Raw genomic sequence first — 26101 nt, forward strand, 5'->3', positions numbered from 1 at the left:
TGTTCCGGGCTGGTACCCGGTGCCGGTCTGCAACATTCGGCCGAGTGCGGGTAGCATGGGATCTCGATCGCGCACACAGGAGCGGTGCATTCTGAGCCGTGTTCCTGGAGGACCCTCTGAACGGCCCTCTGCACGTCATTGGGTACGTCACGGGGTCGCGCCCCGTCGGCGGGTCGGTCCCCGCGTGGTCCGGTATTCCGTCACGGCTCCGCCGTGACACGACACAGGAGGAAATGTTGGCCCGACGAGGTCAGCGCCAGCCCGGCGCTACCCGTTCCGCTCCCCGTCGCCGGCGTCGCGTCCGTGACGGTGAGTCCGACGGTCTGATCCAGGTCCTCGCACAGGCCGTCCGGGAGGTCGAGGCCGCGGTCACCCGCGCTGCGATCAAGCCGTCGACCCGGACGAAGTTCCAGGTCGTCGCCCTGCTGGTCCGCGAGGAGCGGGCCCGGGTGAACGGCGCCGAGTCCGCCACCGAGGCGTACCGCACCGAGCAGCTCCGGCGGCTCGACGGGATCGCGACGATCCTGGCGAAGACCGCCGCCATGGAGCCCTCGCTGCTCGGCCTGCTGGCCGAGGACGCGGTGATCTCCGAGGCCGCGGCCGCGCTCCGGCGGCAGATGCTGGAGGACGCCGGGATGGAGGCGCCCGAGGAGCCGGAGCCGGAGCAACCCGCCGCTCCCCCGGAGACGCAGACCCGTCGGGTGGTGCCGCAGGCGGTCGTGGCGCGGCAGCTCGCGAACCCGTTCCTCGCCCCGGACTTCTCCAACGCCCCGGCCCGCGCGGCCAAGCCGAGCCGGCTCGGCGGCTGGGAGCTGATCGGGCCGCTGCTGCGCTCGTTCGAGCACGCGGCGGCCTCGGCCACCATGAATCTGCCCGAGCCGAAGTCGCTCCAGCTGGCCGGTGGCATCGACGCGCTCCGCCGCCGCGGCCTCGAACTGATGCCGCACCAGGCGGGGCTGATCGAAGCCGCGGCGCAGGGCCACCGGACGTTCCTGCTCGCCGACGAACCCGGCCTGGGCAAGACTGCCCAGGCACTGCTCGCCGCGCAGGCCGCCGACGCGTATCCCCTGCTGGTCGTGGTGCCGAACGTCGTGAAGACGAACTGGGCCCGCGAGGCCGGCCTCTGGACACCCCGCCGTACGCCGACCGTCATCCACGGCGACGGCGACACGATCGACGGATTCGCGGACATCGTGGTCGTGAACTACGAGATCCTCGACCGGCACGTCGGCTGGCTCGGCGACCTCGGGTTCCGCGGCATGGTCGTGGACGAGGCGCACTTCATCAAGAACAAGAAGTCGCAGCGGTCCCGCAACGTCCTCGACCTGTCCAACCGGATCCGCAGCCGGACCGCCCGGCCGCTGCTGATGGCCCTCACCGGTACGCCGCTGATCAACTCGATCGAGGACTTCACCGCGATCTGGGAGTTCCTCGGCTGGATCGACGAGAAGGCGCCGCGGGCCGAGCTGATGGAGAAGCTCGACGCGACCGACCTGACCCCGGCCGACCCCGGGTTCAACGCGGCCGCGCGGGCCAGCGTGATCGACATGGGGATCGTCCGGCGCCGTAAGGTCGACGTGGCCGCGGACATCCCGGCCCGCCGGATCGCCGACCTCCCGGTCGAGCTCGACGGTGCCGCCGGGCGCTCGATCCGGGCCGCCGAGCGGGAGCTCGCGGACCGCCTCGTGGAGCGGTACCGGACCGCCCTCGAGACCCGTCGCCTGGGCATCGTCGTGGACGGTATCGACCACGACCTGGTCCGCCAGGTGGCCGGCTGGGAGCGGGCCGAGATGGCGAACAAGAAGACCGGCGACAACGTGTTCAGCCTGTTCCGCCGGATCGGTCAGGCGAAGGCGGGGCTGGCCGCCGACTACGCGGCACAGCTCGCGCAGAACGTCGGCAAGGTGGTGTTCTTCGCCCGCCACATCGAGGTGATGGACACCGCCGAGGAGCTGTTCGCCGAGCGCGGCATCAAGTACTCGTCGATCCGCGGCGACCAGACCGCACGGACCCGGCAGAAGAACATCGATGCCTTCGTCAACGATCCCGAGGTGTCCATCGCGGTCTGCTCGCTGCTGACCGCCGGCGTCGGCCTCAACCTGCAGGTCTCGTCGAACGTCGTGCTCGCCGAGCTGTCCTGGACGAACGCCGAGCAGACCCAGGCCATCGACCGGGTGCACCGGATCGGCCAGGACGAGCCGGTCACTGCGTGGCGGATCATCGCCGCGCAGACCATCGACACCCGGGTGGCCGACCTGATCGACGCCAAGGCCGGCCTGGCCGCCAAGGCCCTCGACGGCTCCGACGAAGAGGTCGGCTCCTCCGCCGACTTCCAGCTCGAGGCCCTGGCCGCCCTACTGACCCGAGCCCTCGAAGCCACGGTCTGACGCAGTTCCGGCGGCGGTGATCTCCACGCAGCACTCACCGCCGTCGGGGTCGAGGACCGCCTCGACAGTGTTCGCCTCCAGACCGGACAACAGGCCGGACACGAAGGCGTGGTTGAAACCGCACACTGCCTCCGGCTGCGCCTCCGCCAGCGGGTGGAAGGGGCAGCTGCGCAACCGCACACACCCCGGCCGCGGCCGGACCGGCTCGAAGCCGGCGCCCGACAAAGTTGCCTCCGACAACGTCAGCGCCCGCTCGGCGCTCAGCCGCCCCGGCCGGGACCGCGCCCGCTCCTGTTCGCCCAGTCTCTCGCCACGACGGAACGCCGCCCGGCGCGCCGATTCCAGGGGGCTGACCGGCTCGTCGCTGAGTGCGCCGTCGAGCAGGATCTCCGCGAGCAGGTCCGGCTGACGCGGAGGGATCGACACCCTGAGGTCGGTGCCCACCGGTTCGTACAGCTTCGGGGCCCGGCCCACCTTCCGCAGCCGGGCGACGTGCTCGAAATGCGACCGCAGCAACCCCGCCTCGACCAGCCGCTCGAGATGGAACGCCGCCAGCTTCCGCGAGATCCCCACCTCGGCCGCGGCGTCGTCGCGGCTGATCGGCCGCCCGGCCCGCCGGGCGAACTCGAACATCCGGCGTCGCGACTCGTCGCCGAGCGCCGCCAGCGCCACGATCGCCGCGTCGTTCACCCTGCTCACCATAACGGACACCCCGATGGGCGAAAACCCGGAAACCCGCGAGATCTTGACCGAACCTGATGAATAAGACCAAACTCAATTGGTGAAATGAGGAGGCCCGATGTCCGATCGGCAGACGGCGGCGAAGCGCCCGGTGAGTGCACTGCTCACGGGCCCGTACGGTCACCCGTTCCATCCGGTCCTGGTCACGATTCCGATCGGGGCCTGGGTGGCGAGCTTCGTCTTCGACATCGGGTCCCGCGCGGCGTCGGACGCGTCGTACCTGGTCCGCTCGTCGGAGTGGCTGATCGTCATCGGCATCGTCGGCGCGCTGGCGGCCGCGAGCGTCGGGCTGCTGGACTTCTTCACCCTTCCGAGCGGCACACGAGCGTTCCGGACCGGGCTGATCCACCTCACGTTGAACGTCGCCATCACCCTGGCGTACGCGGCAAACGCCTGGTGGCGTCACGGCGAGGAGGACCAGGTCGCGATCGGGCCGGTCGTGCTGTCGGGCGTCAGTTTGGTGGCCTTGGGAATCTCTGGCTACCTCGGGGGCAAGCTGGCGTTCCGGTACGGCGTCCGGGTCGCGGAGGAGCAGGACCAGGCGGAAGGTTTCGAACCGAGGAGCTGACATGGCTATCGCCGCATTGATCACCTGGCTGATCACCGCGCTCGGGGGCTTCTATCTGCTCTACACCTGGATCAGCAACGGCGGTCCACGCAAGCCGAGCGCGAGCCGGTTCCCGCCGGCCCTGATCTTCGGCCACTTCGCCCTGGCCGCGGCCGGTCTGGTGGTGTGGATCTTCTACGTGATCGTGGACAACGACGCACTGGCGTGGACCGCGTTCGTCCTTCTGGTGCCGGTGGCGGCACTGGGCTTCACCATGCTGGCCCGGTGGTTGCCCACGTATCGCTCCCGCACAGCCGCCGGCTCCGTGGCGACCAGCACCGATGCTCCGGAACGGCACTTCCCCGTCGCAGTCGTGGGTGGCCACGGCCTGTTCGCGGTCACGACCGTTGTTCTGGTCCTGTTGACCGCGCTAGAGGTCGGTGGAAGCTGACGTCAACTCGCCTACCGGCAACTCGGCGCCGATGACGTTGGTCGCCGGTGCCAGCGGGCAGGTCCATTCCGGGCTGTAGGCGCAGGACGGGTTGTACGCGAAATTCAGGTCGACGACGAACTCGTCAAGGTCCCCGCCGAGGTCCGCGCCTTTCACCGTGTCGATCAGATAGCGGCCTCCGCCGTACGTCGACGTACCGGCCAGCGCGTCCTTCACCGGGACGAACAGGCCGCCGCCGTACGACTCCAGCCACCACACGTCCAGGTCACCCACCGGCAACTGCAGTACGCCGACGCGTGAGAACGGGATCACGCCGTCGGTCGCGGACTGGAACCCCCAGCTGAACGGCTTCACGTCCGTCTCGATCGTCGCCTCGAAACGGAACTCCGTGCGGTACGGTGCGACGGGCGCGCCGGCGTACGTCGCGCGCCGTTCCGGCGGGACCGGTGAGGCGGGGTGGTTCGCCAGCAGCTCGTTGCGGCCGGCTTGCCACTGGGCGTGGGCGGTGGCTGGATCGTTCTCGGCGCGGATGTCCCGGTAGAGCGCGAAGACCTGTCGTCGCCAGTCGGCGACGGCCAGCGCGGGTGCCCCGAAGTTCCCTTGGTTCACAGCGTCTCCTGTCAGCTCTTCAGCGCTTCGGCGGATTTCGCCCAGTTGTCGTGCAGGCGGTCGATGTACGACTGCGCCTGCGAACCTGCCTTGCGGCCGCGGGCGAAGATCCGCATGTTGCCGCCGCCGGCGTTGTAGCCGAGGGCAAGCAACTCGTCCTTGGTGTAGAGATCGGCACGCTTGCTCGGCAGCCGTTTCGCGAGGTCGTGCAGGTGCCAGGCCGCGGCCTGGATCGCCAGCGCGGGGTTGTCGGGCAGCTCCTCCCACTTCCGCTTCGCGAAGTCCCGGCCGCGTTTGGTGTCGTCGAACGCGGGCTTGTGCATGTTCGCGATCCCGAACGCCGGATCGGAGTCCACCTCCGCCCACTGCCGCTCGAACTTCGGATCATGCGGCTTGTACGACTCGTTGTACAAGATTGCCATCAGCAACTGCGGGTTGATCCCAGCCTGCTTCGCGTACCGCCGTACGTCGGACGCGAAGTGCGCCGGATCGTAGTCGTCGTACCACGGCTTCGTGCTCGTCGCTGTGGGCTTCGTCGGCGGTTTCGTCGTGGATGGTTTGGTGGCAGTCGAGTGCTTCGGGGTCGACGCCGGCTTGTCGGCGTTGTCGTTGTTGTCGTCCGAGCACGCCGCCCACATCCCCGCCACCAGCACCCCGACCGCGACCCACGCCCATCGCTTCGCCACCTGCACTCCTCAAACCTACAGCTCAGCGCCACGCGTGCAGCGGTCCGCAACCGGGTACTGCGAGACCGTGCCCGAACTGCCCGATGTCGAAGGCTTCCGGCGGGTCCTCGCCGACCACGCCGTCGGTCGCCGGATCCGTGGGGTCGACGTCCTCGATGCCGGCGTACTGCGCGGCGTGACCGGGCCGGAGCTGCACCGAGCACTGGCCGGCCACCAGTTCCGTCCACCATGGCGGCACGGCAAGCACCTCGTCGTACCGCTCACGCCGTCCCGCCGGCAGGCCGCAGTCCTGCTGCATTTCGGGATGACAGGCTCATTGCACTGGGCGACGGATGCGGACCGGCACCGTTTCGACCGGGTCGTGTTCCGCTTCGCGCAGGGAGAACTGCGTCTTCGCGACATGCGGAAGCTGCACGGCCTGCGCTACGCACCTGACCAAGCAGCGATCGACCGCGTGCTCAACAAGCTCGGTCCCGACGCGGCCGACCTCACCGCGCCTGAGCTCCGCGATCGCGTCGCCGATCGTCGCGGTCAGGTGAAGCCGGCACTGATGGATCAATCCGTCGTCGCCGGCCTGGGCAACCTGCTCGTCGACGAGATCCTCTGGAGAGCCCGGATCAACCCGCGCCGGGCCTGCACCCAACTGGATGCCGCCGACATCCGCCGCTTGCACGCGAGGATGCGGACCGTTCTGCGGCAGTCCGTCCGCGCGGGCCGGGTGCCGCCGCGTCCGGCGTGGCTGACCGGCCGGCGCGACGATCCGTCGGGTTCCTGTCCGCGATGTGGTACGACGCTTTCGCATGCCCGCGTCGGCGGCCGCGGTACGACGTGGTGCCGGCGCTGCCAGGCGCGCTGAGCGGAGCGCACGTTCGGAAAGCGCTTGCTACGGTGGTGGAGTGATCTACGAGCTGAACCATGTCGGCGGCCGGGTGCAGGATCTCGAGGCGAGCTTGTCGTTCTACGGCAGGCTCGGGGCGGAGGTGGTCGACCGGTTGTTCATGCCCGGTCCGCGCGTCCACCGGGTCCACATCCAGCTCGCGACCGGGCTGGTCGAGCTGCTTCACCACGAGCAGCCCGACCCGCAGGCGACGTACGGGCTGAACCACATCGGCTTCATGACCGACGACCTCGACGACGACTACGCCCGGCTGATGGCCCTCGGGTACGCCGAGCTCTCGTCGCCCCGCGTGGCCGGGAGCGGGCAGGGCCGGCTCGCATTTCTGTCCGACCCGAACGGCGTCCGCGTCGAACTGCTCCAGCGCTCGGAAGAGTTCCGCGTCCCGCCGATCACGACGGGCCCGGTGCTCGGCTTCGCGCACGTGGCGGTCGCGGCACCCGACCTCGAGGCAGCGGCCGAGTTCTACGGCACCCACCTCGGCATGGAACGCGTATCCGACGACACCTTCCGCCTAGGCGCCGACTCCCTCCAACTCGTACCCCCAGCAACCGCCACCATCGCCCACCTGGCCTTCACCACCGCGGCCCCCGCCGCCGACACCCAGGACCCCGACGGCACCCCAGTCACCTTCGTCGCCGCCTGACTCCCGAACCACGATCCGGGGACACGGGATAGGCCATGGGGAGTCGGGACCTGCTATTGCCTGTCCCCAGTCGCCGGGGACTATCTCCAGTTGAGGTCCTAGCCTGGGGGCGTGTTCGACTACGACGGCGAGATGCGGTTCTTGCAGGGGCGGTTTCGGGGCGCCTGGGGGGTGCGCGACGGGGATCGGGTGCTTGATGTCGGGTGTGGGGGCGGGCAGACGACGCGGGAGGCGGCCGCGGATGCTGGGCGGGGGCATGTGGTCGGGGTGGATGTTTCCGAGCGGATGCTCGAGCACGCGCGACGGCGTACGGCGGAGGAACGCATCAGCTATCTCCTCGCGGACGCGGCGACGTACGACTTCGGGGAGGGGTCGTTCGACGTGTGCATCAGCCGGTTCGGGGTGATGTTCTTCGACGATCCGGTGGGTGCGTTCGCGAACTTGCGGCGGGCGTTGCGACCTGGTGGCCGGCTCGTCGCGATGGTCTGGCAGGCGCGAGCGGAGAACGAATGGGCACAGGCGATCCCAGCGACGATCGGCGGGGACGCGGCGGCGCGGGACGATTCGCCGTTCTCGCTCGGGGATCCGGACGTCGCGCGGGGCATCCTCACGTCTGCGGGCTTCGGCGAGGTGACGTTTGCCGCGGTGCGTGAACGGCTGTACTACGGTCCCGACGTCGAGACGGCGTACGAGAACCTGCTCCAGCTCCGCGAACCGCTGGCACTGCTAGCGGGGCTGTCCCCGGCCGACGCCGAGCGCGCTCGGGCCGACTTGCGTGCAATGCTCGCGGCGCACGACCGCGGTGACGGCATCCTGTTCGACTCCGCCGCCTGGATCATCACCGCGAAGTGACCGGCGTCACATTTCACGGATGTCGTATCCGCCGCGACCCGCACGACGCTCAGGCACAAGCACCACACACCACTTGACCAAGGAGCACCAGATGCGTTCCCTCATCACCACCGCGTTCATCTCTCTCGACGGCGTCGTGGACTCGCCCGGCGGCGAGGCGGGCTACCGCAACGCGGGCTGGACCTTCAAGGACATCGCGTTCGAGGAGGCGGCGTACGCGCTCAAGGGCGAAGAGCAGGCCGAGGCCACCGCGCTCCTGCTCGGCCGGGTCAGCTACCAGGCGTTCTCGCCGGTCTGGCCGGGGATGACCGTGGAGTTCGCCGGCTACAACGCGATGCCGAAGTACGTCGTCTCGACCACCCTCCAGGACAGCGACCTGGTGTCGAACTGGGGCGAGACCACCATCCTCCGCTCCCTCGACGACGTCGCCGCGCTGAAGGAGACCGAGGGCGGCCCGATCATCATCAACGGCAGCGCGACCCTCAACCGCAACCTGTCGGACGCGGGCCTGATCGACCAGTACAACCTGCTCGTCTTCCCCGTCCTGCTCGGCGCCGGCAAGCGGCTCTTCAGTGACGCCGACCGCGACAAGCTCAACCTCACCCTCACCTCGAGCGAGTCCTACTCCAACGGCATCCAGAAGCTCGTGTACGCCGTGCAGCACTGACCGCTGTACTACCGTTCGGGCATGGGTGCACGCGATGTCCGTTGACGTGCTGGCTCTTGCTCGGGCGCGGCTGGGATTCCAGACACTGCGAGTGGGACAAGAGGACGCCGTACGGGGTGTGGTCGGCGGGCGGGACGTCCTCGCGGTGCTGGCCACCGGAACCGGGAAGACAGCGATCTATCAGTTGGCCGGGCTGGCGCTCGGCGGGGTGACCGTGGTGGTGAGTCCGCTCGTGGCGTTGCAGCGCGATCAGTTGCGGGCGTTGCGGCCGGCCGGCGTCGAGGTTGCGGAGCTCAACGCGACCGACCACGCCGGCCGCCGCGCCGCCCGTGACTTGTTGACGAACGACCGGCCCGGATTCGTCCTGCTGTCCCCCGAGCAACTCACGCATCCCGACGTACTCGAACTGCTCGCCGCGTCCCGGCCGACGCTGGTGGCCGTCGACGAGGCGCATCTGGTCAGCGAGTGGGGTGAGGACTTCCGGCCCGACTACCTCCGTCTCGCCGCCGCGGTCCGGGCGATGGGACGACCGCCGGTCCTCGCGCTCACGGCGACCGCCGCGCCGCCGGTGCGCAAGGAGATCGTGCATCGCCTGGAGATGAACGACCCGGCTGTCGTCGTCGGCGGGTTCGACCGCCCGAACCTCAACCTCGCCGTGTTCACGTTCGCCGACGACGACACCAAGAACCGCCGGCTGCTCAGCCACGTCCGGTCGTCGCGTGGCCCGGGCATCGTGTACGTCGGCACGCATCGCCACGCGGAGGACCTCGCGCACGAACTGAACACGGCCGGCGTCGCTGCCCAGGCGTACCACGCGGGCCTGCCCGCGAAACAACGCCGCGAGGTGCAGGACACCTTCCTGGACGGCGAGTGCCGCGTCGTGGTCGCGACGATCGCGTTCGGGATGGGCATCGACAAGCCGGACATCCGCTGGGTGAGCCACGCCGAGGCGCCGTCGTCGGTGGACGCGTACTACCAGGAGATCGGCCGCGCGGGGCGCGACGGCGAACCGGCCGACATCGAGCTGTTCTTCCGGCATGCCGACCTGGGGCTGAACCGCTTCTTCGCGTCCGGCGGCGTCACCGACGACGACCTGCTCGCGGTAGCCACCGCAATCCGCGAACACCGGCCGAAGGACATCGCCGCGCTGGTCGGCGCTTCGGGCCTCGGCACAGCCCGGGTCGAACGGGCGCTGGGCCGGCTGACCGACGCCCGGGTCGTTGCTGTCGGCCATCAGTTCCACCTGGCCCGCGGAGTCGACGTCGACCGGGCCGTCGCCGCGGCGTCGGCCGTCGAGCACGATCGTCGCGAGGTCGCGAGATCCCGGGTCGAGATGATGGCTGCGTACGCGGAGTACGGCGGTTGCCGGCGCGAGTGGCTGCTCAGCTACTTCGGCGAACGGTACGACGGCCCGTGCGGCAACTGCGACAACGATCTCGCCGGCCGTACCGCGGCGCCACCCGAGGACCAGCCGTTCCCAGTCGGCAGCCGGGTCGTCCATCGCGCGTTCGGCCCCGGTCTGGTCGAGCACTACGACGGCACCACGATGACGGTCCTGTTCGACCGCGTCGGCTACAAGGAACTCCGTACGGCGTTCATGGTCCACAACCAACTCCTGCAAGCCGAGGTCGCTCCATGAGTATCGACGTACGCCCTGCCAGTGTCTTCGAGGATGTGCGGGCGGTGATCGGGCCGAAGTCGCCGACGTCCAACGTGTGCTTCTGCCTGAGCTATCGGATTCCGTCCAAGCTCAACAACTCGCTGCGCGGGCCGGCGCGGGCTGCCTACGTCGAGGAACTCTGTCAGGCGACGCCCGCGCCCGGCGTGCTCGCGTACGACGGTGACACGCCGGTCGGATGGGCCGCGATCGCACCGCGAGCGGAGACGACGTTCGCCCGGAACCGGAAGATCCCGCACGTGGACGAGCTGCCGGTGTGGTCGTTGTGGTGCATCCGGGTGCGCCCGGGGCATCGCGGCCAGGGGATCTCGCACGCGCTGATCGCCGGCGCCGTGGGGTTCGCGCGCGAGAACGGGGCGCCGGTCGTCGAGGCCTATCCGCTCGACAACGGCGACAGCAAGGTCGATCTCACGATGGCGTACGCCGGGATCCGCAAGAACTTCGAGCACGCCGGCTTCACGAAGGCCGCCGACACCACGTCGACCCTCGCCGGGCATCCCCGCATCCTCATGCGTCTCGATCTCCGCTGAGCCAGCGCGCGGCCGCCTGGTACGTGTCGTCGGGCCTCGAGTTGAACGCGATGGCCGCGCCTGGGGCATGCTGCCGCGTCAGGTTGACGATCCGTTCGAACAGCCCGAGCTGCTCCTCGTTCTTCCGGATCCCGCCGCCGATCACAACGCACTCCCACGGCTGTGCCGCAAGCGCCGCGCTCACCACCGCCTCGATGTCGTCGCTGCCGTCCAGCCCGACAAGGCACGTCTGTGCGCCGACGCCGTGCGCGGCGAAGTCCGCCATCCCGACCTGAATCCCGGTCGCGACCGGCTCCGGATCCCACGGCCCGGGAACCCGGTACGGGTCGAGACCGATCACCAGCACCCGCGCGTCGCCGTCCATGCTCGCGACCCTACTACTCGGACGTGGTCGGCTAGGTGAGGTCGAAGGACAGCAGGGTGATGCTGTGAGGTGGGAAGTCGTAGCTCGCGTCGGTCAGTTCGACGGTGCCCAGGTCGCGCAAACTGACTGTGTCCGGCGCGGTCAGGCTGTTGGATGCGAGTACGTCGTCCGCGGTCAGTTGTTTCGCCGCAGCCCGTGTCGGCAGGGCTTCTCGACTCGCGTCGAGGGTCAGGCCGGCGCGGATCGCGGTGTCGCGGTGGCGGTTGATGACGGCGATGCGAAGCGAGTCGCCGTCGGCCGTCTGGGTCGCGGAGACGTCCAGATCCGGGACGGTCGCCGGATAGGTGCGGAACTCGCCGTGGTGGTCGCGCTCGTCGCCCTGCCGCACGGCGGTCAATGTTCCGGGCGACCGTACGTCGGCCGCGAGTGCGATCGGGCCAAGGTGGTTCTGGTACAGGTCCCAAACGTGGTACGTCGCCGCGCGCACGGCACCGCCGGGACGGGCAACGATCACGCCGTTCGCGTTCAGCAGGTTCACCGTGTTCGCCATCGCGACCGGGACCTCGCGGCCGCCGGCGCGGTGCAGCGCGTGGAAGACGCCGGCGTAGAAGAGCGCGTCGGCGAGCGTTCTCGGACTCCACCGGTTCGCGCGGTGGGCCGGACGGGTCGCTAGGCCGTCTACTTCACGGGCGACCGTCCCGCCGTCGTCGGACGGCTGCGGCTCCGGCCAGGTGGTGGGCTCGACGTGCCTGATGTTCCATTCGTCCAGGGCCAGCGCCAGCGGACGCTCGCCCGCGATTCCGCCGACCAGGTCCGAGTACTCGACAATCTGCTGCTCGAAGTAGAGCGACTGGGCGACGATCGCGTCGTACTCCGCGTCGCCGTCGATCAGTTGGGTCGTCGCGCCGTACAAGTGGAACGAGAGGTAGTCGATCTGGTTGCCAACGGCCCCTAGTACGGTCTCGGTCCAGCCGTCGCGGTCGTCGGTCTTTCCGACCGCGATGAACTTGAGGGACGGGTCGACAGCTCGCATGAAGCGGGCATGCTCGGCCGCGTCGGCGGCGTACGCGGCGGCGCTGCGGTGGCCCATCTGCCAGTCGCCGTACACCTCGTTGCCGAGTCCCCAGTACTTCACGCCGTACGGCGCCGGATGGCCGTTGCGCGCCCGCCGCCGGGTGTACTCGGTGTCGCCGCCGTAGTTGGTGTACTCGACCCAACGGACCGCCTCCTCGACATCGCGGCAGCTGTGCGCGAGGTACGGCTCAGTCCCGACCTCGGCGCACCAGGCGAGGAACTCGTCGGTCCCGAAGTGGTTGCTCTCCTCCGATCCCCAGGCCAGCTCGAGTCGCCGCGGCCGGGAGTTGCGCGGTCCGACGCCGTCTTCCCAGTGGTACGCCGACGTGAAGTTGCCGCCCGGCCAACGGACCACCGGGAGACCGAGTTCCCGGCAGAGCTCGATCACGTCTCTCCGCAGACCGTTCCGCGCAAGCACACTGTCGCCGCCGTACGCGAGCGGCGAGCCTTCGTCGAAGACGCCGCCCTCGATATTGCCGAAGAACGCGGACTCCAGGAAGTGCCCGTAGATCATCGGGTCGATGGAGTGCCGCCGGTCCCGGCGGATGTCGATCGTCGCGGCGGGAGTCACAGGCGGGAGGCCTCCTGGTCGAGAGCGGTCGTGAGGACGAGGGCGATGCCGCCGCGGGCGGCAGCGTCGGGGCCGAGTGCTGCGCGGGTGACTCGTACCGTGCGATGGACCTGAGTGTGGGTGTGCCGGCGGAGCGCGGCTTGCAGTGGCTTGAACAGGTGGTCGCCGGTCTCGGTCAGTTCGCCGCCGATCACGACGACTTCCGGGTTGACGGTGTTGCAGGCCGCGGCCAGAACCTCGCCGACGCGCCTGCCGGCGTCCGTCAGCAGGTCGCGTGCCTTCTGGTCGCGGGCTTCGAGGATGTCGTTGCATTGCGCTTGCAGGGTCGTCAGCGATACGTAGCGCTCGAGACAGCCGCGGCCGCCGCAGGGACAGGACGGTCCGTCGCGGTCCACAGTGATGTGCCCGAGCTCCCCCGCCGCGCCACCGGCGCCCGCGAACAGCCGTCCACCGAGCACGAGTCCGCCGCCGACGCCGTACGACAGCCGCAGATACAACGCGCTGCCGACACCCGCCGCTGCGCCCCACACCGCCTCCGCCAGCGCTGCTAGCCGCGTGTTGTTGTCCACCTGAACAGGTACGCCGAACCGCGCCGAAACGGTCTCGCGCACCAGCTCCGCCCGCTCTGAGCGCGCATCGGTCGCCACCGGGCCGACGATGCCGACGCCGACGCCGGCGAGCGCGGTCAACGAGATTCCGTGGCTGGTGGTCAGGTCGTCGACCAGGTCCAGCGCGAGCTGCACGCGGCGCGCCCACGACGTACGTTCCGCGCAGGCGACCGCGCCCGCGGCGACGAACTCGTGCGCGACGTTCGAGATCGTCACCTGGATCCGGCGCTGCCCGAGATCGATCCCCAGGGCGAGTCCACCGGCCGGATTCAACGTCAGGACCGAAACCGGCCGCCCCCGCCCGCGGAGTCCAGCGTGCGCCGGGTCTTCGCCGCGGCGCTCGGTCAGCGCCTGCTTGCTCAGGAGGGTCTGCACGATCGACGAGAGCGTCGCGCGGGAAAGGTTCGTCTGTTCCGCGAGCTGGGCGCGGGTCAGCGGACCGCGGGTGCGCAGGGCGGACAGCACCCGTTCCTCGTGTGTCTCCCGGAGCTGCCGGAGCGGTCCGGACGATTCCCTGCCCACGGGACCTGACTGTGACCGCCGCATCAGCTTTTTGTCAACATTCCAGATTTAATACACTGATCCGCATGCGGCCGAACGTTCTGCTCCTCTGCACCGACCAGCAGCGGTTCTCCGCGCTCGGTGCCTCCGGCAACGACGAGATCGAGACCCCGAACCTCGACCGGCTCGCCGCGCAGGGCGTGCTGTTCGAGAACTGCTACGTGCAGAACCCGGTCTGCGGCCCGTCCCGCGCCAGCTTGATGACCAGCCGGTACGTGCACCAGCACGGCCTCTGGGCGAACGGCGTCGGACTGCCGGACCACGAGCGCCTGTTCAGCAAGGACCTCGCCGACGCCGGGTACGACTGCGGCCTGGTCGGCAAGTTCCACCTCAACGCATGCTTCGGCGGCCGTTCCGAGAAGCGGAACGACGACGGTTTCCGCGTCTTCCGCTGGGCCCACGACCCGTACCCGGGCTCGTCGGAGAACGAGTACCACCGCTGGCTGCACACCCTCCGCCCTGACCTGACCGGCACCGAGGTCGACTACGACACGTTGCCCGCCGAGATCCACTACAGCCATTGGATCGGCGAGCAGACGATCGACTTCCTCACCCACTCCCGTGATCGCGAGAAGCCGTTCCTCTTCGTCGCCAACTTCTTCGACCCGCACCACGGCTTCGGCGCCCCGGAGGACTACGTACGCCGCTACCGGGACAAGCAACTCAGCCGCCCACTCCCCGACGACCTCATCGGCAAACCGTCGATCCAGACCGAGGCGTCCCACGAGTCGTACGCCGGTCACGCGCGCGGCTTCACGTCGTACAGCCCGGAAGAGCTCCAAGAGGTCAAGGCGGCGTACTACGCGATGGTGACGCTCGTCGACGAGGAGGTCGGCCGGATCCTCGACGCACTCGACGCCGAAGGCCTCAGCGACGACACCCTCGTTATCTTCACCAGCGACCACGGCGAGATGCTCGGCGACCATCAGCTGATGCTCAAGGGGCCGATGATGTACGACGAGGCCGTCCGCGTCCCGCTCATCCTCCGCTGGCCCTCGACGATCCCGGCCGGCACTCGCAACACCGAGCTCGTCCAGTGGATCGACCTCGGCGCCACGATCCTCACCGCCGCCGGACTGCAGCCCCTCGGCGAGGGACAGGATCTGCTGCCGCTGGCCACCAATCGCGCAACGGGTCGCGGCTGGGCGCTGAGCGAGTACCGCAACAGCGGTCACCCGTACGCGACCCCGGTCCACCTCACGATGCTCCGGCGCGACCATTGGAAGCTCATCGTCCAGCACGGCTCCCCCGCCACCGACAGGGAGCGGACCGGCGAGCTGTACGACCTCGCCGCCGACCCGAACGAGCTACAGAACCTTTGGGAAGACCCGCAGCACCGAGACATCCGCACCGAGCTCCAGGAGTTCCTCCTCGACGTCCTCGTCGCCACCGAGGACCGCAGCCAGGAACGCGTCGCGGACTGGTGAGAAATTCGTTGGCGGACACTTCGAGCGGGCGAGTACGGTACCGGCGGACGTGACTTCACGCGAGGAGGTGGGACCCATGAACGCTGTATCTCGACGGGTGCTCCCTCTCTCCGTCACGGCAGGGCGATCGGACTAGGTGTCGCCAGGAGCGCCGCAACCAGGCACTCCTGAAAGGGCACCACCATGACCGACCTGCACTTCCTCAGCACCACCACCACGAACGGCGTCCTCGAACGCGAGTTCACCCTCGGCGACGACATCCACGGCATGCTCTGGTCACCGCCCGCCCAGACCGCCCCGCTCATCCTGCTGGGGCACGGCGGCGGACGCGACGCGAAGGCGCTCCCGATGGTCGGCCGCGCCCAGCGCCTCGTCGCGGAAGGCTTCCACGCCGTCGCGATCGACGCGCCCGGTCACGGCGAGCGGCCGCGTACGGCGCTCGACGACCAGCAGATCGCCGCGATGCAGGAGGCGATGAGCACCGGCGTACCGGTCGGACCGATCGTCGTCCCGTACAACCTGCATCTCGCCGAGCGCGCCGTACCCGAATGGCAGGCAACCCTCGACGCGCTCGAGCGACTGCCCGAGATCGACGGCCCGTTCGGGTACTTCGGGCTCAACATGGGCACCGCGATCGGCGTACCGCTGGCTGCCGCCGATCCCCGGATCGCAGCCGCGGTGTTCGGTATCTTCTGGTACGACGGGACGCTCGCCGAGCATGCCCGCCGGATCAAGGTGCCGGTCGAGTTCCTGCTGCAGTGGGACGATCAGCACATCCCGCGCGACTCCGGGCTGGCGTTGTTCGACGCGTTCGCGGCGACTGAGAAGTCCCTGCACGCGAACGCGGGCGCGCACAAGGAAGTCCCGCGGTTCGAGGTCGAGAGCATGGTGCGGTTCTTCAACCGCCACCTGCGCTAGGACGTGGTGAAGCGCTGTTCGACGGTGTCGAGGAATCCTTCGACCCGCCGGTACGTCTCGGAGCTGTAGACGCCGATGCTGCGTTCGGTCCCGAGGGCTTCGCGCATCGCGTCGAGGTAGCGGCGCTGCAGGATCTCCATCTGTTCGCGCGTGTCCGCCTTGGTCTCCCGGAGCTGCCGGCTCCCGGAGACCAGGCGCGGCACGATCCGGTCCTTCAGCGTGCTGACCACGACCGGATCGAGAGGCTGACCGTCGACGGTCTGCTCCTCGAGCGGGCCGACCGCGTCGATCGCGGCCTCGCCGATCTGCCGCATCAGCGCCTGCACCGAGTCGCGCTTGTCCTCGCTGCTCTCCGGACGGAACCGCATCTTCGCGATCACCGCGGGCAGTGAGATCCCGAACACCACCAGCGTGATCAGCGCGACGATGAACGCCGCGAGCACGACCGTGTCGCGGTGCGGCGTACCCGCCGGAATCGTCTGCGCGGCCGCGACCGTCACGACGCCGCGCATCCCGGCCCAGGCGAGCACCAGCAGGCCGCGGCCGGTAATCGGCTCGCGCTCCTCGAAATCCGCGTCCGCCCGGCCGCGGGCAAGCCGTTTGCGCGCCCAAGCGACCCGGTTCTCCTCGCGCGCACCGGCCGGCTCCATCGAGTCCAGGTGCTCCTCGAACTGGTCCAGCTGGGCCCTCACCTGCTCGGTTCGGTTGTTCCGCCCGAACCGGCTCTGCAGCCAGGGCCAGGCCAGTCCGAGGAAACGCAGGACGACCAGCAGGCCGACCACCAGCAGGACGAGCCCGGTGAGCTCGCCGATCGTCGTCTCCGCGCGGGCGTCGTCGACCAGCTCCGGCAACTGGTACCCCATCGCGAGGAAGACGCCGCTCTCCAAGATGAAGCTGATCGTCGTCCAGGTGGTCGCCTGCGTCTGCCGGTCGCGCGCACTGAACTTCCGGCTGCCGAGAGCACCGGTCAGCAGGCCGGCGAGCACCACGGCGAGCACGCCGGACGCGTGCGCCTCCTCGGCCGGGAAGTACGCGAGGAACGGTACGGCGAACGAGATCGTCGTGTTGAGCACCGGGTCGTCCAGACGCTGCCGCAGTACGACGGTCAGTAGGCCGACCGCTACCCCGATCAAGATCGCGCCCACGACCGCCCAGGCGAAATCGAGCGCCGTGTGGCCGAGGCTGAAGTGGGTGGTGACCGCCAGCGCGGCGACCGCCGTGCGCAGGACGACGAGTGCCGAAGCGTCGTTGACGAGGCTCTCGCCTTCGAGCACGATCATCAGTCGGGGTGGGAGCCCGACGCGGTGCCCGATCGCGGTCGCCGCGACCGCGTCGGTCGGGCTCACGACCGCACCGAGTGCGGTGGCGAGCGCGAACGAGATACTCGGGAAGATTGCGTGGACAAGTGCCCCGATCACCAGCGCGGACACGATCACCATCACGATCGACAACCACGAGATCAGCCCGAAGTTCCGCCGTACGTCGAGAACCGGGAGTTGCACCGCCGATGCGTAGAGCAGCGGCGGCAGGATGCCCGCGAGAATGATCTCGGGCTCGATGTGGATGGCCGGCGTACTCGGCAGGTAGCTGGCCCCGATGCCCAGGGCAACGAGCAGCAGCGGCGCGGCGACGCCGGTCCGGCGTGCGAACACCGACGCCGCGATCATGATCGCGAGGCCGGCACCGGCGATCAGAACGATCTGATGGTCCACGTGACAGCACTCTAGGGCCGACTCCCGGTGGGCCCGGGTAATGACCAGGGATTCTCACTGGTGTCACGGGGGCGCCGAGGCCGCACAGTGGAGGTCAGTGAACGAGTTGAATCCTCTGGAGGAAGTCATGAGCACCGACCTGAAGCTGGAAGCCGTCGTCGTCCCGGTCGCGGATGCCGATCGGTCGAAGGAGTTCTACAGCGGCCTCGGCTGGCGGCTGGACGCGGACTTCGCGTTCGACAACGGGTTCCGGGTCGTGCAGTTCACCCCGCCGGGCTCCCCCGCCTCGGTCCAGTTCGGTACGAAGATCACCTCGGCCGAGCCGGGGACTGCGCAAGGGCTCTACCTGGTCGTGACTGATGTGGAGGCGGCGCGGTCGGAACTGCTGGCGCAGGGTGCCAAGGTCAGCGAGGTCTTCCACCCGGCTGCTCCCGGCGCGCAGTTCGAGGCCGGCGACACCAGCGGCCGGGTGACCGGGCCGGCGGACGAGCGGTCGAGCTACGGGTCGTTCGCGACCTTCAGTGACCCCGACGGGAACACCTGGCTGTTGCAGGAGGTCACCAAGCGACTGCCCGGGCGCGTCGACGACGCGACGTACACCTCCGTCGACGACCTCGAGGCGGCCCTCCGGCGCGCCGCGGCCGCCCACGGCGAACACGAGGCCCGCACCGGCCAGGCCGACGAGAACTGGCCGACCTGGTACGCCACGTACATGCTCGCCGAGCGCACCGGAGCCGAACTCCCTCAGTAACCGAATTGTCCGTGGGCGCGGCTAGCGTGCCGATCATGAACCGGATCGATCGGCTGTATGCGCTCGCCGAGGAGTTGCGGGCGGCGGGTCCTCGGGGGCGTACGGCGCGACAGTTGGCGGCGCGTTTCGAGGTGAGCGTACGGACCATCGAGCGTGATCTCAGTGCTCTCGGGCAGGCCGGCGTACCGCTGGCGACGAAACAGGGACGCACAGGTGGGTACTCGGTGGACCGGTCGATGAGCCTCCCGCCGCTGAACTTCACCGCGCGGGAGGCGATGGCGGTCGCGGTGGCGTTGAGCCGCGGCAACCATGTGCTGTTCGCACGCGACGCCCGGACCGCGCTGCAGAAGATCGTGGCCGCGATGCCGCACCGGGATCTCGACGAGGCGCGTACGGCGGCGGCGAAGGTGCGGCTCCTGGTGCGGCCGGTGCCGGACCCGGACGGGGAGATCGCGGAGCAGATCTGGCGCGCGGTGCGCGACAACCAGGTGCTGCGGATCGAGTACACCGATGTCGGCGGTGTCGGGACCGAGCGGGAGGTCGAGCCGCAGCATGTCGTCGTCGGGCCGAACGGCTCCTACCTGACCGCCTGGTGTCACCTGCGTCAGGAGGACCGGGTGTTCCGGATGGATCGGATCACCCGCGCCGAACGCACCGCGACACCACCGTCGCGGCCGCTGGCGACCGGGGATCTGGAGGTCGACGGTTACGAAGCCAAACTGCCGCACGCCGCGCTGCGTCCCGAAGATCTTTTCCCAACTCCGACATAGGGCTGTCGCGAACCGCTGAAACCGTGGGGTCCGTTGCACACCTGAAGTCCACGGATGAAAGAGAGAGATCGATGAGTACTCCGGCCCCCGGCACGCTGGCCTGGTTCGAGGTCGCGACCGACGACCCCGAGACCACCCAGAAGTTCTACGGCAGCCTGTTCGACTGGACCTTCGAGTCCGACGGCGCCCTGGCCGCCACCGGCCTCGAGTACCGCAACATCAAGGCCTCCGGCGCCGACCGGCCGATGGGCGGCATCTTCGGCACCAACGGGCAACTGCCGAACCATGCGGTGTTCTACATCCTGGTCGCCGACATCGAAGCCACCTGCGCCGACGCCGAACAGCTCGGCGGCACCGTGATCAACAAGCGCCTCGACGCCACCCCGGCGTTCGCCTACCTCCGCGACCCGTCCGGCAACCAGTTCGGCGTCTTCACCCCACCCGCCGCGTGACCCGACCCACCCACCGCGCGTCGCCAAACCTCTCCAGCTAGCCGGACAGTTGCCAGATCAGGTGATCGGACGGGCGCGGCCGGTACGAGCACGTCGTGCCGGTGCGGATGGCGTCGCGGAGGTGGGTGGCCAGGGGCGGGTCCAGCGATTCGATGCGGGCGATGGCGGTGGCGATCGCTTTGGTGGCGGCTACCCGGGCGCGTTCGGCGGTGGAGCCGGTCGCGCGCGGGCGGCCTGCGAGACCGACGGCCGAGGTCAGTTCGGCGAGGAGGGCTTCGCGTTCCGCGGTGAGGGACTCGACGCGCGCCAGGTCGCCCCAGTCGGCGGCCTCGGCAAGTTCGGCGGCGAGGTCGGACAGTCGCTGCCGGTACGCCGTGGCCGCCTGACGGTCGAGCTGCGGACCGGTGTCCGGCTGAATCACCGTGGCTGTGCCGTCGGTGACGAGGTCGATCGCCGACACCGCCCGGCCCGGCTGAGCCAGAAGCCGGTGCAGGTACTCGAAGCCGCGGAGCGCCCGCAGCGGGCGAGCCTCCGACCCGATCAACCACAGCCCGTCGCCAACCGGCCGGAAATGGACGACGGTCTCGGTAGATGCCGGCGTGGTCGGGTCGGATGCGGACTGCAGGCGGTTCTGCCACCACGTCGCGTCGAGGCGGCGGTAGGTCGCCAGGGCTCTTGCTCGTAGCTGGTCCGCGCGGGCATGGTCGCCGGTGAAGGCGGCGGCTCGGGCCAGGGAGTCGTCGGTGACGCCGTGGAAGTAGACGGCTCCGGCATTCAGCACGGCCCGGTTCTCGTACGGCGTGAGCAGGCGGGCCGCCGTACCGACGATCTGCTCGTCGCCGACCGCGAGTGCGGCCTCGAGTACGCAGTGCAGGTTCAGGAGGTAGTTCACGTCCCGGGGCAGCGACTCCAGCACCTCCGGGCCGAGCTGTTCGAGCAGGACTCGGGCGCGATCGTGATGACCGAGCAGCGCCCAGATCGACGCGGCTTCGGAGGCGACCTCCACGACTCCCTCGGAGCGTGCGAACCGCTCCATCAGCTCCGCGACCTCGGCAACGGCCTCGACCTCGCCGGCGTGCAGAGCGGTATACCCACGCATCGAGCCCGTCACCATCCAGGCATCGGCGAGTCCGGCCTCCGTGGCAGCACCTTCTGCGACCTCGATCAGCTCACTGGCGTCGACGCCGCGGACGTGGTCGTACATCCACCGCCGGGATGCCGCGAAGAACCGGGCTCTGGGCGACTCTGCTGCGAGCAACTCCAAGGCACGCAACTGGCGCTGGATGACCGGCACTCGCAGGGTCTCCCAGCCGACCTGCAAGCTCCAGAGATGGCCGCGGAGCCGCGCCTCGGGATCGAGTACGTGAGCCGACACCTCGTCCAACAGCGCGGCTGTCACCTCCCGAAGCATCAGCTCGTCCGGTCCCCAGTGAGCCGCGAGCACCGCATCCAGACACTCCGCGATGAGCTCTGGGTCGCCGGCCTGCTCCGCATGCGCCAACGCCTCGTCCGCGAACGACGCGGCCCGGTCCGCGTGCCCGCCGTACGCCCAGCAGCGGGCCAGCGCCGCGGCGACCCGGGCACGACCGGCGTCGTCGGTCGTCCGGACGAGTACGTCGTACAGTTCGGCCGCGAGCCGCCCCGGCTCGGTGCCGAAGACGTGCCCCGCCGCGGCATCGAGAACCACCCGGGTCCGCGCCGCCAGCTCGGTCTCCCGCCGGCTCGTCACACCATCACGGTACGGCGTTCAGGACCGGATCAGCGTCACCTCGGCGGCGTGCTCGGCCTGCCTCGCCTCGTCCCAGTCTCCGGTGCAGTAGACCCGCAACTCCGTGATCTCACCGGCATCGTCGACGTCGGCAGTGAGCTGTTCGCGGCAGTACCAGTTCTGTTCCTCGTGCCGCCACCGCTCCTCGAACGCCATCACGAACCCGCTCTCGGTCCGATCGGCACGCTCGACCCGGACCACGCCCGGGTACGGATGCCACCGACGCCGGCCCGCGATCGTCGCGGCGCCGGTGGCGAACTGCACCCGCCAGTGCGGCAGGCTCACGTCGGCGAAGCAGTCCGCCGCGAACGTCCGGTCCGGCGCCACGCCGGTCTCGAGCCACTCCACCACCCGCGCCACCGACAGGTCGACCTCGGTGGCGACAGTCCTCATGCCCGCTCCAGGTTCGCCCCGACGACAGCCATCGTCTTGTCCAGTTCCGCTGTCGGACTGAACTCCACGATGCTCGTCCCCGCCGTGAGCAGCGGGAGATGGCCCGGTCCGGCGTAGTAGGCGTCGCCGGCCCGGAACGTCTCGCTGTGGTCGTCCCAGCGGAAGGTGATCTCCCCCGCCGTGACCACGCCCCAGTGCGGGCACTGGCAGCGGTCGTCGGGCAGTCCGGCGAAGTACGGCGCCGGGTCCACATCACGGGGATAGCTCTCGAACGCGACGGTGTAGTCGCCCACCGCGGCGTACCTTCCGGTCAACTCGGGAATCTCGACCGCCACCGGCGTGGCAGCCAGGTTCGCACTCGGCATGGTGTCCTCCTCCACTCGTTCAACTTCGCTGGACACCCGTACGGCGTGACTCCCGAGGGAACGATCGTGACGCGGCCCGTCAGACCGCCAGGCGGCCGCCGTCGATGGGGAGGGTGGCGCCGTGGATCAGGGAGGCTGCGTCGGAGGCGAGGAAGACGATGCCTTCGGCGACCTCGTCCGGGGCGCCGACGCGCTGCAGGGGTGTCGTGCCGGCCAGGTTGTCGAGGTTCTCCCCCATCACCGCGGTGCCTTCGGTGCGGATCGGCCCCGGGCTGACCGCGTTCACCCGGACGCCGGCCGGCCCGAACTCGGCTGCCCAGGCCCGGGTCAGCAGCTCGACAGCCGCCTTGCTCGAGCCGTACGCCGCCATTCCGGCCATCCCGACGTACGCGACGATCGTGGTCACGTTGACGATCGCGCCCGTTCCGCGGGCCGCCATCAGCGGAGCGAGCTCGGCAACCAGGTAGAACGGCGCCCGCACGTTGACGGCGTACACCGCGTCGAAGTCCGATTCCGGCACCTCGGCGGTCGCCCCGAACGGGAAGATCCCGGCGTTGTTGATCAGTACGTCGACCTGCCCGCCGCCGAGTTCGACCGCCTGCTTGGCCAGCGACCGCACACTCGCCACATCGGCAAGATCCGCCTGGACGAAGTCCGCCGTACCGCCCTCGGCCCGGATCTCACCGACCGCCCTGTTCCCTCGGGCGACGTCGCGTCCGCCGATCACCACGTGCGCGCCGCGCCGGGCCAACTGCCCGGCCACGGCGCGGCCGATCCCACTGTTGCCGCCGGTGACGAGTGCGGTCCGGCCGGCGAAGTCCTGCGTCATATCGGTTCCATCCATCCACTAGTTGGAGTCGTTGGCACCGATAGTTCTCCGACGAAATTGGAGTATCAACTCCAAAATCTGTACGGTGGGTGGCATGACCGAAATCGCACGGCGGCTGACCAGCAAAGGGCAGGCGACCCGGGACCGGATCGTCGTGGCCGCGGCGCGGCTGATGCTCGAGTACGGCGTCGCGCGCACCACGATCGAGGACATCCAGGTGGCGGCCGGCGTCAGCCCGTCGCAGCTGTACCACTACTTCCCCGGCAAGGACGCGCTGGTCTCGGCCGTCATCGACCACCAGGCGACGCAGGCGCTCGACGTACAGCAAGGCTGTCTGGAGCGGCTCGACACGATCGACTCGCTCGGCCGGTGGCGGGACGTGATGGTCGGCATCCTCACCGAGATGCAGTGCGTCGGCGGGTGCCCGCTCGGATCGCTGGCGAGCGACCTCTCGGACAGCGACCCGGTCGCCCGCACCCAGCTCGCCGCCGCCTTCGCGCGCTGGCAGGAGCTCATCCGTGATGGTCTGAGCGAAATGCAGGAACGCGGCGAGCTGGCCCGCGACGCCGACCCGGGGAACCTCGCCGTCGCGATGCTCGCGGCAGTGCAGGGCGGGCTGCTGCTGAGTCAGGTGAATCGCGACCCCGCGCCGCTGCGCATCGCCGTCGACACCATGATCGACCACCTGCACGCCTTGACGCGCCCTGCCGTTCCGTAGGGTTCGCGGTATGGGTAGCAGTGTCTACGTTGCTTCGGTGGAGGGTACGACCGGGAAGTCGACGGTGGCTCTCGGGGTGCTTCACCAGTTGTCCCGGCGAGTCGGGCGGGTGGCGGTGTTCCGGCCGATCGTCCGCGCGGACACCGCGACACATGGCGGACGGGACTACGTTCTCGAGCTGCTGATCTCGCAAGACGCGGTCGAGCAGTCGTACGACGACGGCGTCGGGGTCACGTACGACGAGGTGCACGAGGATCCGGACGCGGCCCTGGACACCATCGTCCAGCGCTATCACGCGGTTGCCGAGCACGCTGATGCGGTGCTGATCGTCGGCAGCGACTACACCGATGTCGGCACGCCGACCGAGTTCTCGTTCAACGCCAAGATCGCCGCGAACCTCGGCGCGCCGGTGCTGCTCGTGCTGAACGGGTTCGGCCGTACGCCGCACGACGTACGGGCGATCGCCGACATGGCCGTGGCCGAGCTCGCCGCGAACCACGGCTCGCTGTTCGCGGTGATCGCGAACCGCGTGGACGACGGCGAAGGCAAACCCCTCGTCGCGGCGCTCGACGGAATCGGCGCGCCGGCGTTCGCGATCCCCGAGGAGCCGGTCCTGAACCAGCCGCTGGTCGCCGACCTGATGGCCCCGATCGACGGCCGGCTCCTGAGCGGTGACCCGGAGCTCCTGACCCGCGAGGTCACCGGGCTGATGATCGCCGGGATGACGATGCCGAACGTGCTGGACCGGCTGTTCGACGGTGCCGCGGTCGTGACCGCCGGCGATCGCCCGGAGGTCGTGCTCGGCGTCCTGATGGCGCACGCGTCGCGGACCTTCCCGCAGATCGCGGCCATCGTGCTCAACGGCGGCTTCGAACTCCCGGGCCAGGTGCAACGACTGATCGAGGGTCTCGGTGTCACGTTGCCGATCATCGAGACCGATCTCGGTACGCAGGCCACTTCCGCCAAGCTCACCGCCGTCCGCGGCCGGCTCACGAAGGACGCGCCGCGCAAGATCGACACGGCCCTGGCGCTCTTCGACCAGTACGTCGACGGTACGGCGCTCGTCGACCAGCTCGCACTTGCCCGCAGCAGCGCTGTGACGCCGCTCATGTTCGAGCATCAACTGGTCGACCGGGCCGTCTCCGATCGCAGGCACATCGTGCTACCGGAGGGCGAGGAGGAGCGGATCCTCCGCGCAGCCGACGTACTGCTGCGGCGGGGCGTCGCGGATCTCACGCTGCTCGGCGATCCGACCGCGATCAGCGCGAAGGCCGCGGCGCTCGGCGTCGACGTGACCGCGGCGAACGTCGTACATCCCGAGAACAGTGAGCTGACCGAGCAGTTCGCCGCCGAGTACCACCGGCTGCGGCAGCATCGCGGCGTCGATCTCGACCGCGCCCGCGAACTGGTCCGCGACGTGTCGTACTTCGGCACGATGATGGTGCAGCTCGGACTCGCGGACGGGATGGTGTCGGGCGCCGTCCACACCACCGCGCACACCATCCGGCCGGCCCTCGAGGTGGTGAAGACGGTCCCGGATGTCTCGGTCGTCTCGTCGGTGTTCTTCATGTGCCTGCAGAACCAGGTCCTGGTGTACGGCGACTGCGCGGTGAACCCGGACCCGACGGCCGAACAGCTCGCCGACATCGCGATCTCGTCCGCCGCGACCGCGACCGCCTTCGGGGTCGAGCCGCGGGTCGCGATGCTGTCGTACTCGACCGGCACGTCCGGCGCCGGCACGGACGTGGAAAAGGTGTCCAAGGCAACGAACATCGTCCGCGAACGCGCACCGCAACTGCCGGTCGAGGGACCGATCCAGTACGACGCCGCCATCGACAGCGCGGTGGCACGGACGAAGCTGCCGGACTCCCCCGTCGCCGGACGGGCCACGGTGTTCGTGTTCCCCGACCTCAACACGGGCAACAACACGTACAAGGCAGTGCAGCGCTCGGCGAACGCCGTCGCGGTCGGCCCGGTACTGCAGGGCCTGCGCAAACCGGTCAACGACCTGTCGCGCGGCGCGACCGTCCGGGACATCATCAACACGGTCGCGATCACCGCGATCCAGGCCCAGTATTGAATGCCGCGACTCCGTCGCGGCGGGTCATGGGGCCTGTAACTCCCGGCCTTC

At 69.5% G+C, this 26101-nt stretch carries 27 protein-coding genes; 16 read left to right on the forward strand and 11 right to left on the reverse strand.

Annotation, left to right across the window (positions count from 1 at the left end; genetic code table 11):
- Nucleotides 1-233: 233 nt before the first annotated feature.
- Entirely contained in the window at nucleotides 234-2387 is a 2154-nt protein-coding gene (locus tag EV137_RS03075; protein WP_238175059.1) for a DEAD/DEAH box helicase, read from the forward strand.
- Here EV137_RS03075 and EV137_RS03080 read toward each other — a convergent pair.
- Nucleotides 2355-3089 (reverse strand): helix-turn-helix transcriptional regulator, encoded by a 735-nt coding sequence (locus tag EV137_RS03080; protein ID WP_202870797.1) that lies wholly within the window; start codon nucleotides 3087-3089, stop codon nucleotides 2355-2357. The genes EV137_RS03075 and EV137_RS03080 overlap by 33 nt on opposite strands.
- Before the next feature lie 97 nt (nucleotides 3090-3186).
- Between EV137_RS03080 and EV137_RS03085 the strand changes: the two genes are divergently transcribed.
- Both EV137_RS03085 and EV137_RS03090 read left to right on the forward strand, forming a co-directional pair.
- Nucleotides 3187-3696: a DUF2231 domain-containing protein gene (locus tag EV137_RS03085; RefSeq protein WP_134009957.1), complete on the forward strand. Its 510-nt coding sequence runs from the start codon at nucleotides 3187-3189 to the stop codon at nucleotides 3694-3696.
- Nucleotide 3697: 1 nt separating this feature from the next.
- Entirely contained in the window at nucleotides 3698-4126 is a 429-nt protein-coding gene (locus EV137_RS03090; RefSeq protein ID WP_134126391.1) for a hypothetical protein, read from the forward strand.
- On the opposite strand, the gene EV137_RS03095 is transcribed toward EV137_RS03090, so the two are convergent.
- Both EV137_RS03095 and EV137_RS03100 read right to left on the reverse strand, forming a co-directional pair.
- Nucleotides 4106-4735 carry a DUF1684 domain-containing protein gene (locus EV137_RS03095; protein WP_202870798.1) on the reverse strand — a complete coding sequence of 210 codons (630 nt, stop codon included), beginning with the start codon at nucleotides 4733-4735 and terminating at the stop codon, nucleotides 4106-4108. The two genes, EV137_RS03090 and EV137_RS03095, sit on opposite strands and share 21 nt — an antisense overlap.
- An 11-nt stretch (nucleotides 4736-4746) precedes the next feature.
- Nucleotides 4747-5421: a transglycosylase SLT domain-containing protein gene (locus tag EV137_RS03100; RefSeq protein ID WP_202870799.1), complete on the reverse strand. Its 675-nt coding sequence runs from the start codon at nucleotides 5419-5421 to the stop codon at nucleotides 4747-4749.
- A gap of 34 nt (nucleotides 5422-5455) precedes the next feature.
- On the opposite strand from EV137_RS03100, the gene EV137_RS03105 reads away from it, so the two are divergent.
- The 6 genes from EV137_RS03105 (at nucleotide 5456) to EV137_RS03130 (ending at nucleotide 10689) form a co-directional block, all read left to right on the forward strand.
- Entirely contained in the window at nucleotides 5456-6277 is an 822-nt protein-coding gene (locus EV137_RS03105) for an Fpg/Nei family DNA glycosylase (protein WP_238175060.1), read from the forward strand.
- A 40-nt stretch (nucleotides 6278-6317) separates the two neighbouring features.
- Nucleotides 6318-6962: a VOC family protein gene (locus EV137_RS03110; protein ID WP_166679757.1), complete on the forward strand. Its 645-nt coding sequence runs from the start codon at nucleotides 6318-6320 to the stop codon at nucleotides 6960-6962.
- 111 nt (nucleotides 6963-7073) lie between these two features.
- Complete coding sequence (locus tag EV137_RS03115) at nucleotides 7074-7814, forward strand: class I SAM-dependent methyltransferase (protein WP_202870800.1); 741 nt, start codon at nucleotides 7074-7076, stop codon at nucleotides 7812-7814.
- Nucleotides 7815-7905: 91 nt separating this feature from the next.
- Nucleotides 7906-8481: a dihydrofolate reductase family protein gene (locus EV137_RS03120; RefSeq protein WP_134009949.1), complete on the forward strand. Its 576-nt coding sequence runs from the start codon at nucleotides 7906-7908 to the stop codon at nucleotides 8479-8481.
- 34 nt (nucleotides 8482-8515) lie between these two features.
- Nucleotides 8516-10120, forward strand: coding sequence for a RecQ family ATP-dependent DNA helicase (locus EV137_RS03125; protein WP_134126397.1), 1605 nt, complete (start codon nucleotides 8516-8518; stop codon nucleotides 10118-10120).
- Nucleotides 10117-10689: a GNAT family N-acetyltransferase gene (locus tag EV137_RS03130; RefSeq protein ID WP_134126399.1), complete on the forward strand. Its 573-nt coding sequence runs from the start codon at nucleotides 10117-10119 to the stop codon at nucleotides 10687-10689. Before EV137_RS03125 ends, EV137_RS03130 begins: the two co-directional genes overlap by 4 nt.
- Here the strand turns inward: EV137_RS03130 and EV137_RS03135 are convergent.
- From EV137_RS03135 to EV137_RS03145, 3 genes are read right to left on the reverse strand one after another with little or no spacing between them, the layout of a single operon-like run.
- A complete protein-coding gene (locus EV137_RS03135; RefSeq protein ID WP_134009943.1) occupies nucleotides 10667-11053 on the reverse strand; it encodes a hypothetical protein in 387 nt (128 codons plus the stop codon). The two genes, EV137_RS03130 and EV137_RS03135, sit on opposite strands and share 23 nt — an antisense overlap.
- A 31-nt stretch (nucleotides 11054-11084) precedes the next feature.
- The gene (locus tag EV137_RS03140; protein ID WP_238175061.1) at nucleotides 11085-12698 is read right to left on the reverse strand and encodes an alpha-L-arabinofuranosidase family protein; all 1614 of its coding nucleotides are present in this window, start codon (nucleotides 12696-12698) and stop codon (nucleotides 11085-11087) included.
- Complete coding sequence (locus EV137_RS03145; RefSeq protein WP_202870801.1) at nucleotides 12695-13828, reverse strand: ROK family transcriptional regulator; 1134 nt, start codon at nucleotides 13826-13828, stop codon at nucleotides 12695-12697. Before EV137_RS03145 ends, EV137_RS03140 begins: the two co-directional genes overlap by 4 nt.
- 65 nt (nucleotides 13829-13893) lie before the next feature.
- Here EV137_RS03145 and EV137_RS03150 point away from each other — a divergent pair, with 65 nt between their 5' ends.
- The gene (locus EV137_RS03150; protein WP_134126403.1) at nucleotides 13894-15294 is read left to right on the forward strand and encodes a sulfatase family protein; all 1401 of its coding nucleotides are present in this window, start codon (nucleotides 13894-13896) and stop codon (nucleotides 15292-15294) included.
- Between the two features lie 183 nt (nucleotides 15295-15477).
- On the forward strand, nucleotides 15478-16212 hold the full coding sequence (locus EV137_RS03155; protein WP_134126405.1) for an alpha/beta hydrolase family protein: 735 nt from the start codon (nucleotides 15478-15480) through the stop codon (nucleotides 16210-16212).
- Here the strand turns inward: EV137_RS03155 and EV137_RS03160 are convergent.
- Entirely contained in the window at nucleotides 16209-17924 is a 1716-nt protein-coding gene (locus EV137_RS03160) for a cation:proton antiporter (RefSeq protein ID WP_134126407.1), read from the reverse strand. The genes EV137_RS03155 and EV137_RS03160 overlap by 4 nt on opposite strands.
- A gap of 127 nt (nucleotides 17925-18051) precedes the next feature.
- Here EV137_RS03160 and EV137_RS03165 point away from each other — a divergent pair, with 127 nt between their 5' ends.
- The 3 genes from EV137_RS03165 to EV137_RS03175 all read left to right on the forward strand — a co-directional run bounded on the left by EV137_RS03165 (nucleotide 18052) and on the right by EV137_RS03175 (nucleotide 19897).
- Nucleotides 18052-18675: a VOC family protein gene (locus EV137_RS03165; protein WP_134126409.1), complete on the forward strand. Its 624-nt coding sequence runs from the start codon at nucleotides 18052-18054 to the stop codon at nucleotides 18673-18675.
- A gap of 35 nt (nucleotides 18676-18710) precedes the next feature.
- On the forward strand, nucleotides 18711-19445 hold the full coding sequence (locus EV137_RS03170) for a helix-turn-helix transcriptional regulator (RefSeq protein WP_134126411.1): 735 nt from the start codon (nucleotides 18711-18713) through the stop codon (nucleotides 19443-19445).
- Between the two features lie 71 nt (nucleotides 19446-19516).
- Complete coding sequence (locus EV137_RS03175) at nucleotides 19517-19897, forward strand: VOC family protein (protein ID WP_134009929.1); 381 nt, start codon at nucleotides 19517-19519, stop codon at nucleotides 19895-19897.
- 37 nt (nucleotides 19898-19934) lie between these two features.
- On the opposite strand, the gene EV137_RS03180 is transcribed toward EV137_RS03175, so the two are convergent.
- From EV137_RS03180 to EV137_RS03195, 4 genes are all read right to left on the reverse strand, one after another.
- A complete protein-coding gene (locus EV137_RS03180; protein ID WP_134126413.1) occupies nucleotides 19935-21626 on the reverse strand; it encodes a hypothetical protein in 1692 nt (563 codons plus the stop codon).
- Between the two features lie 18 nt (nucleotides 21627-21644).
- Complete coding sequence (locus EV137_RS03185) at nucleotides 21645-22058, reverse strand: hypothetical protein (RefSeq protein WP_134126415.1); 414 nt, start codon at nucleotides 22056-22058, stop codon at nucleotides 21645-21647.
- Nucleotides 22055-22423 carry a cupin domain-containing protein gene (locus tag EV137_RS03190; RefSeq protein WP_133789233.1) on the reverse strand — a complete coding sequence of 123 codons (369 nt, stop codon included), beginning with the start codon at nucleotides 22421-22423 and terminating at the stop codon, nucleotides 22055-22057. The genes EV137_RS03185 and EV137_RS03190 overlap by 4 nt, the downstream gene beginning before the upstream one ends.
- A gap of 79 nt (nucleotides 22424-22502) precedes the next feature.
- A complete protein-coding gene (locus tag EV137_RS03195; protein ID WP_134126417.1) occupies nucleotides 22503-23252 on the reverse strand; it encodes an SDR family NAD(P)-dependent oxidoreductase in 750 nt (249 codons plus the stop codon).
- Between the two features lie 94 nt (nucleotides 23253-23346).
- Between EV137_RS03195 and EV137_RS03200 the strand changes: the two genes are divergently transcribed.
- Both EV137_RS03200 and pta read left to right on the forward strand, forming a co-directional pair.
- The gene (locus EV137_RS03200; protein ID WP_134126419.1) at nucleotides 23347-23970 is read left to right on the forward strand and encodes a TetR/AcrR family transcriptional regulator; all 624 of its coding nucleotides are present in this window, start codon (nucleotides 23347-23349) and stop codon (nucleotides 23968-23970) included.
- 10 nt (nucleotides 23971-23980) lie between these two features.
- Complete coding sequence (pta, locus tag EV137_RS03205) at nucleotides 23981-26050, forward strand: phosphate acetyltransferase (protein ID WP_134126421.1); 2070 nt, start codon at nucleotides 23981-23983, stop codon at nucleotides 26048-26050.
- Nucleotides 26051-26101 lie beyond the last annotated feature (51 nt).

The organism is Kribbella pratensis (assembly GCF_004366075.1).
Classification (GTDB): Bacteria; Actinomycetota; Actinomycetes; order Propionibacteriales; family Kribbellaceae; genus Kribbella; species Kribbella pratensis.

What these genes read in the sequence shown, in the direction of transcription:
- EV137_RS03075 (WP_238175059.1), top strand. Translation starts at nt 234, where the DNA reads ATGTTGGCCCGACGAGGTCAGCGCCAGCCCGGCGCTACCCGTTCCGCT.
- EV137_RS03080 (WP_202870797.1), bottom strand. Translation starts at nt 3,089, where the DNA reads ATGGTGAGCAGGGTGAACGACGCGGCGATCGTGGCGCTGGCGGCGCTC.
- EV137_RS03085 (WP_134009957.1), top strand. Translation starts at nt 3,187, where the DNA reads ATGTCCGATCGGCAGACGGCGGCGAAGCGCCCGGTGAGTGCACTGCTC.
- EV137_RS03090 (WP_134126391.1), top strand. Translation starts at nt 3,698, where the DNA reads ATGGCTATCGCCGCATTGATCACCTGGCTGATCACCGCGCTCGGGGGC.
- EV137_RS03120 (WP_134009949.1), top strand. Translation starts at nt 7,906, where the DNA reads ATGCGTTCCCTCATCACCACCGCGTTCATCTCTCTCGACGGCGTCGTG.
- EV137_RS03125 (WP_134126397.1), top strand. Translation starts at nt 8,516, where the DNA reads ATGTCCGTTGACGTGCTGGCTCTTGCTCGGGCGCGGCTGGGATTCCAG.
- EV137_RS03130 (WP_134126399.1), top strand. Translation starts at nt 10,117, where the DNA reads ATGAGTATCGACGTACGCCCTGCCAGTGTCTTCGAGGATGTGCGGGCG.
- EV137_RS03135 (WP_134009943.1), bottom strand. Translation starts at nt 11,053, where the DNA reads ATGGACGGCGACGCGCGGGTGCTGGTGATCGGTCTCGACCCGTACCGG.
- EV137_RS03150 (WP_134126403.1), top strand. Translation starts at nt 13,894, where the DNA reads ATGCGGCCGAACGTTCTGCTCCTCTGCACCGACCAGCAGCGGTTCTCC.
- EV137_RS03155 (WP_134126405.1), top strand. Translation starts at nt 15,478, where the DNA reads ATGACCGACCTGCACTTCCTCAGCACCACCACCACGAACGGCGTCCTC.
- EV137_RS03165 (WP_134126409.1), top strand. Translation starts at nt 18,052, where the DNA reads ATGAGCACCGACCTGAAGCTGGAAGCCGTCGTCGTCCCGGTCGCGGAT.
- EV137_RS03170 (WP_134126411.1), top strand. Translation starts at nt 18,711, where the DNA reads ATGAACCGGATCGATCGGCTGTATGCGCTCGCCGAGGAGTTGCGGGCG.
- EV137_RS03175 (WP_134009929.1), top strand. Translation starts at nt 19,517, where the DNA reads ATGAGTACTCCGGCCCCCGGCACGCTGGCCTGGTTCGAGGTCGCGACC.
- EV137_RS03185 (WP_134126415.1), bottom strand. Translation starts at nt 22,058, where the DNA reads ATGAGGACTGTCGCCACCGAGGTCGACCTGTCGGTGGCGCGGGTGGTG.
- EV137_RS03190 (WP_133789233.1), bottom strand. Translation starts at nt 22,423, where the DNA reads ATGCCGAGTGCGAACCTGGCTGCCACGCCGGTGGCGGTCGAGATTCCC.
- EV137_RS03195 (WP_134126417.1), bottom strand. Translation starts at nt 23,252, where the DNA reads ATGACGCAGGACTTCGCCGGCCGGACCGCACTCGTCACCGGCGGCAAC.
- EV137_RS03200 (WP_134126419.1), top strand. Translation starts at nt 23,347, where the DNA reads ATGACCGAAATCGCACGGCGGCTGACCAGCAAAGGGCAGGCGACCCGG.
- pta (WP_134126421.1), top strand. Translation starts at nt 23,981, where the DNA reads ATGGGTAGCAGTGTCTACGTTGCTTCGGTGGAGGGTACGACCGGGAAG.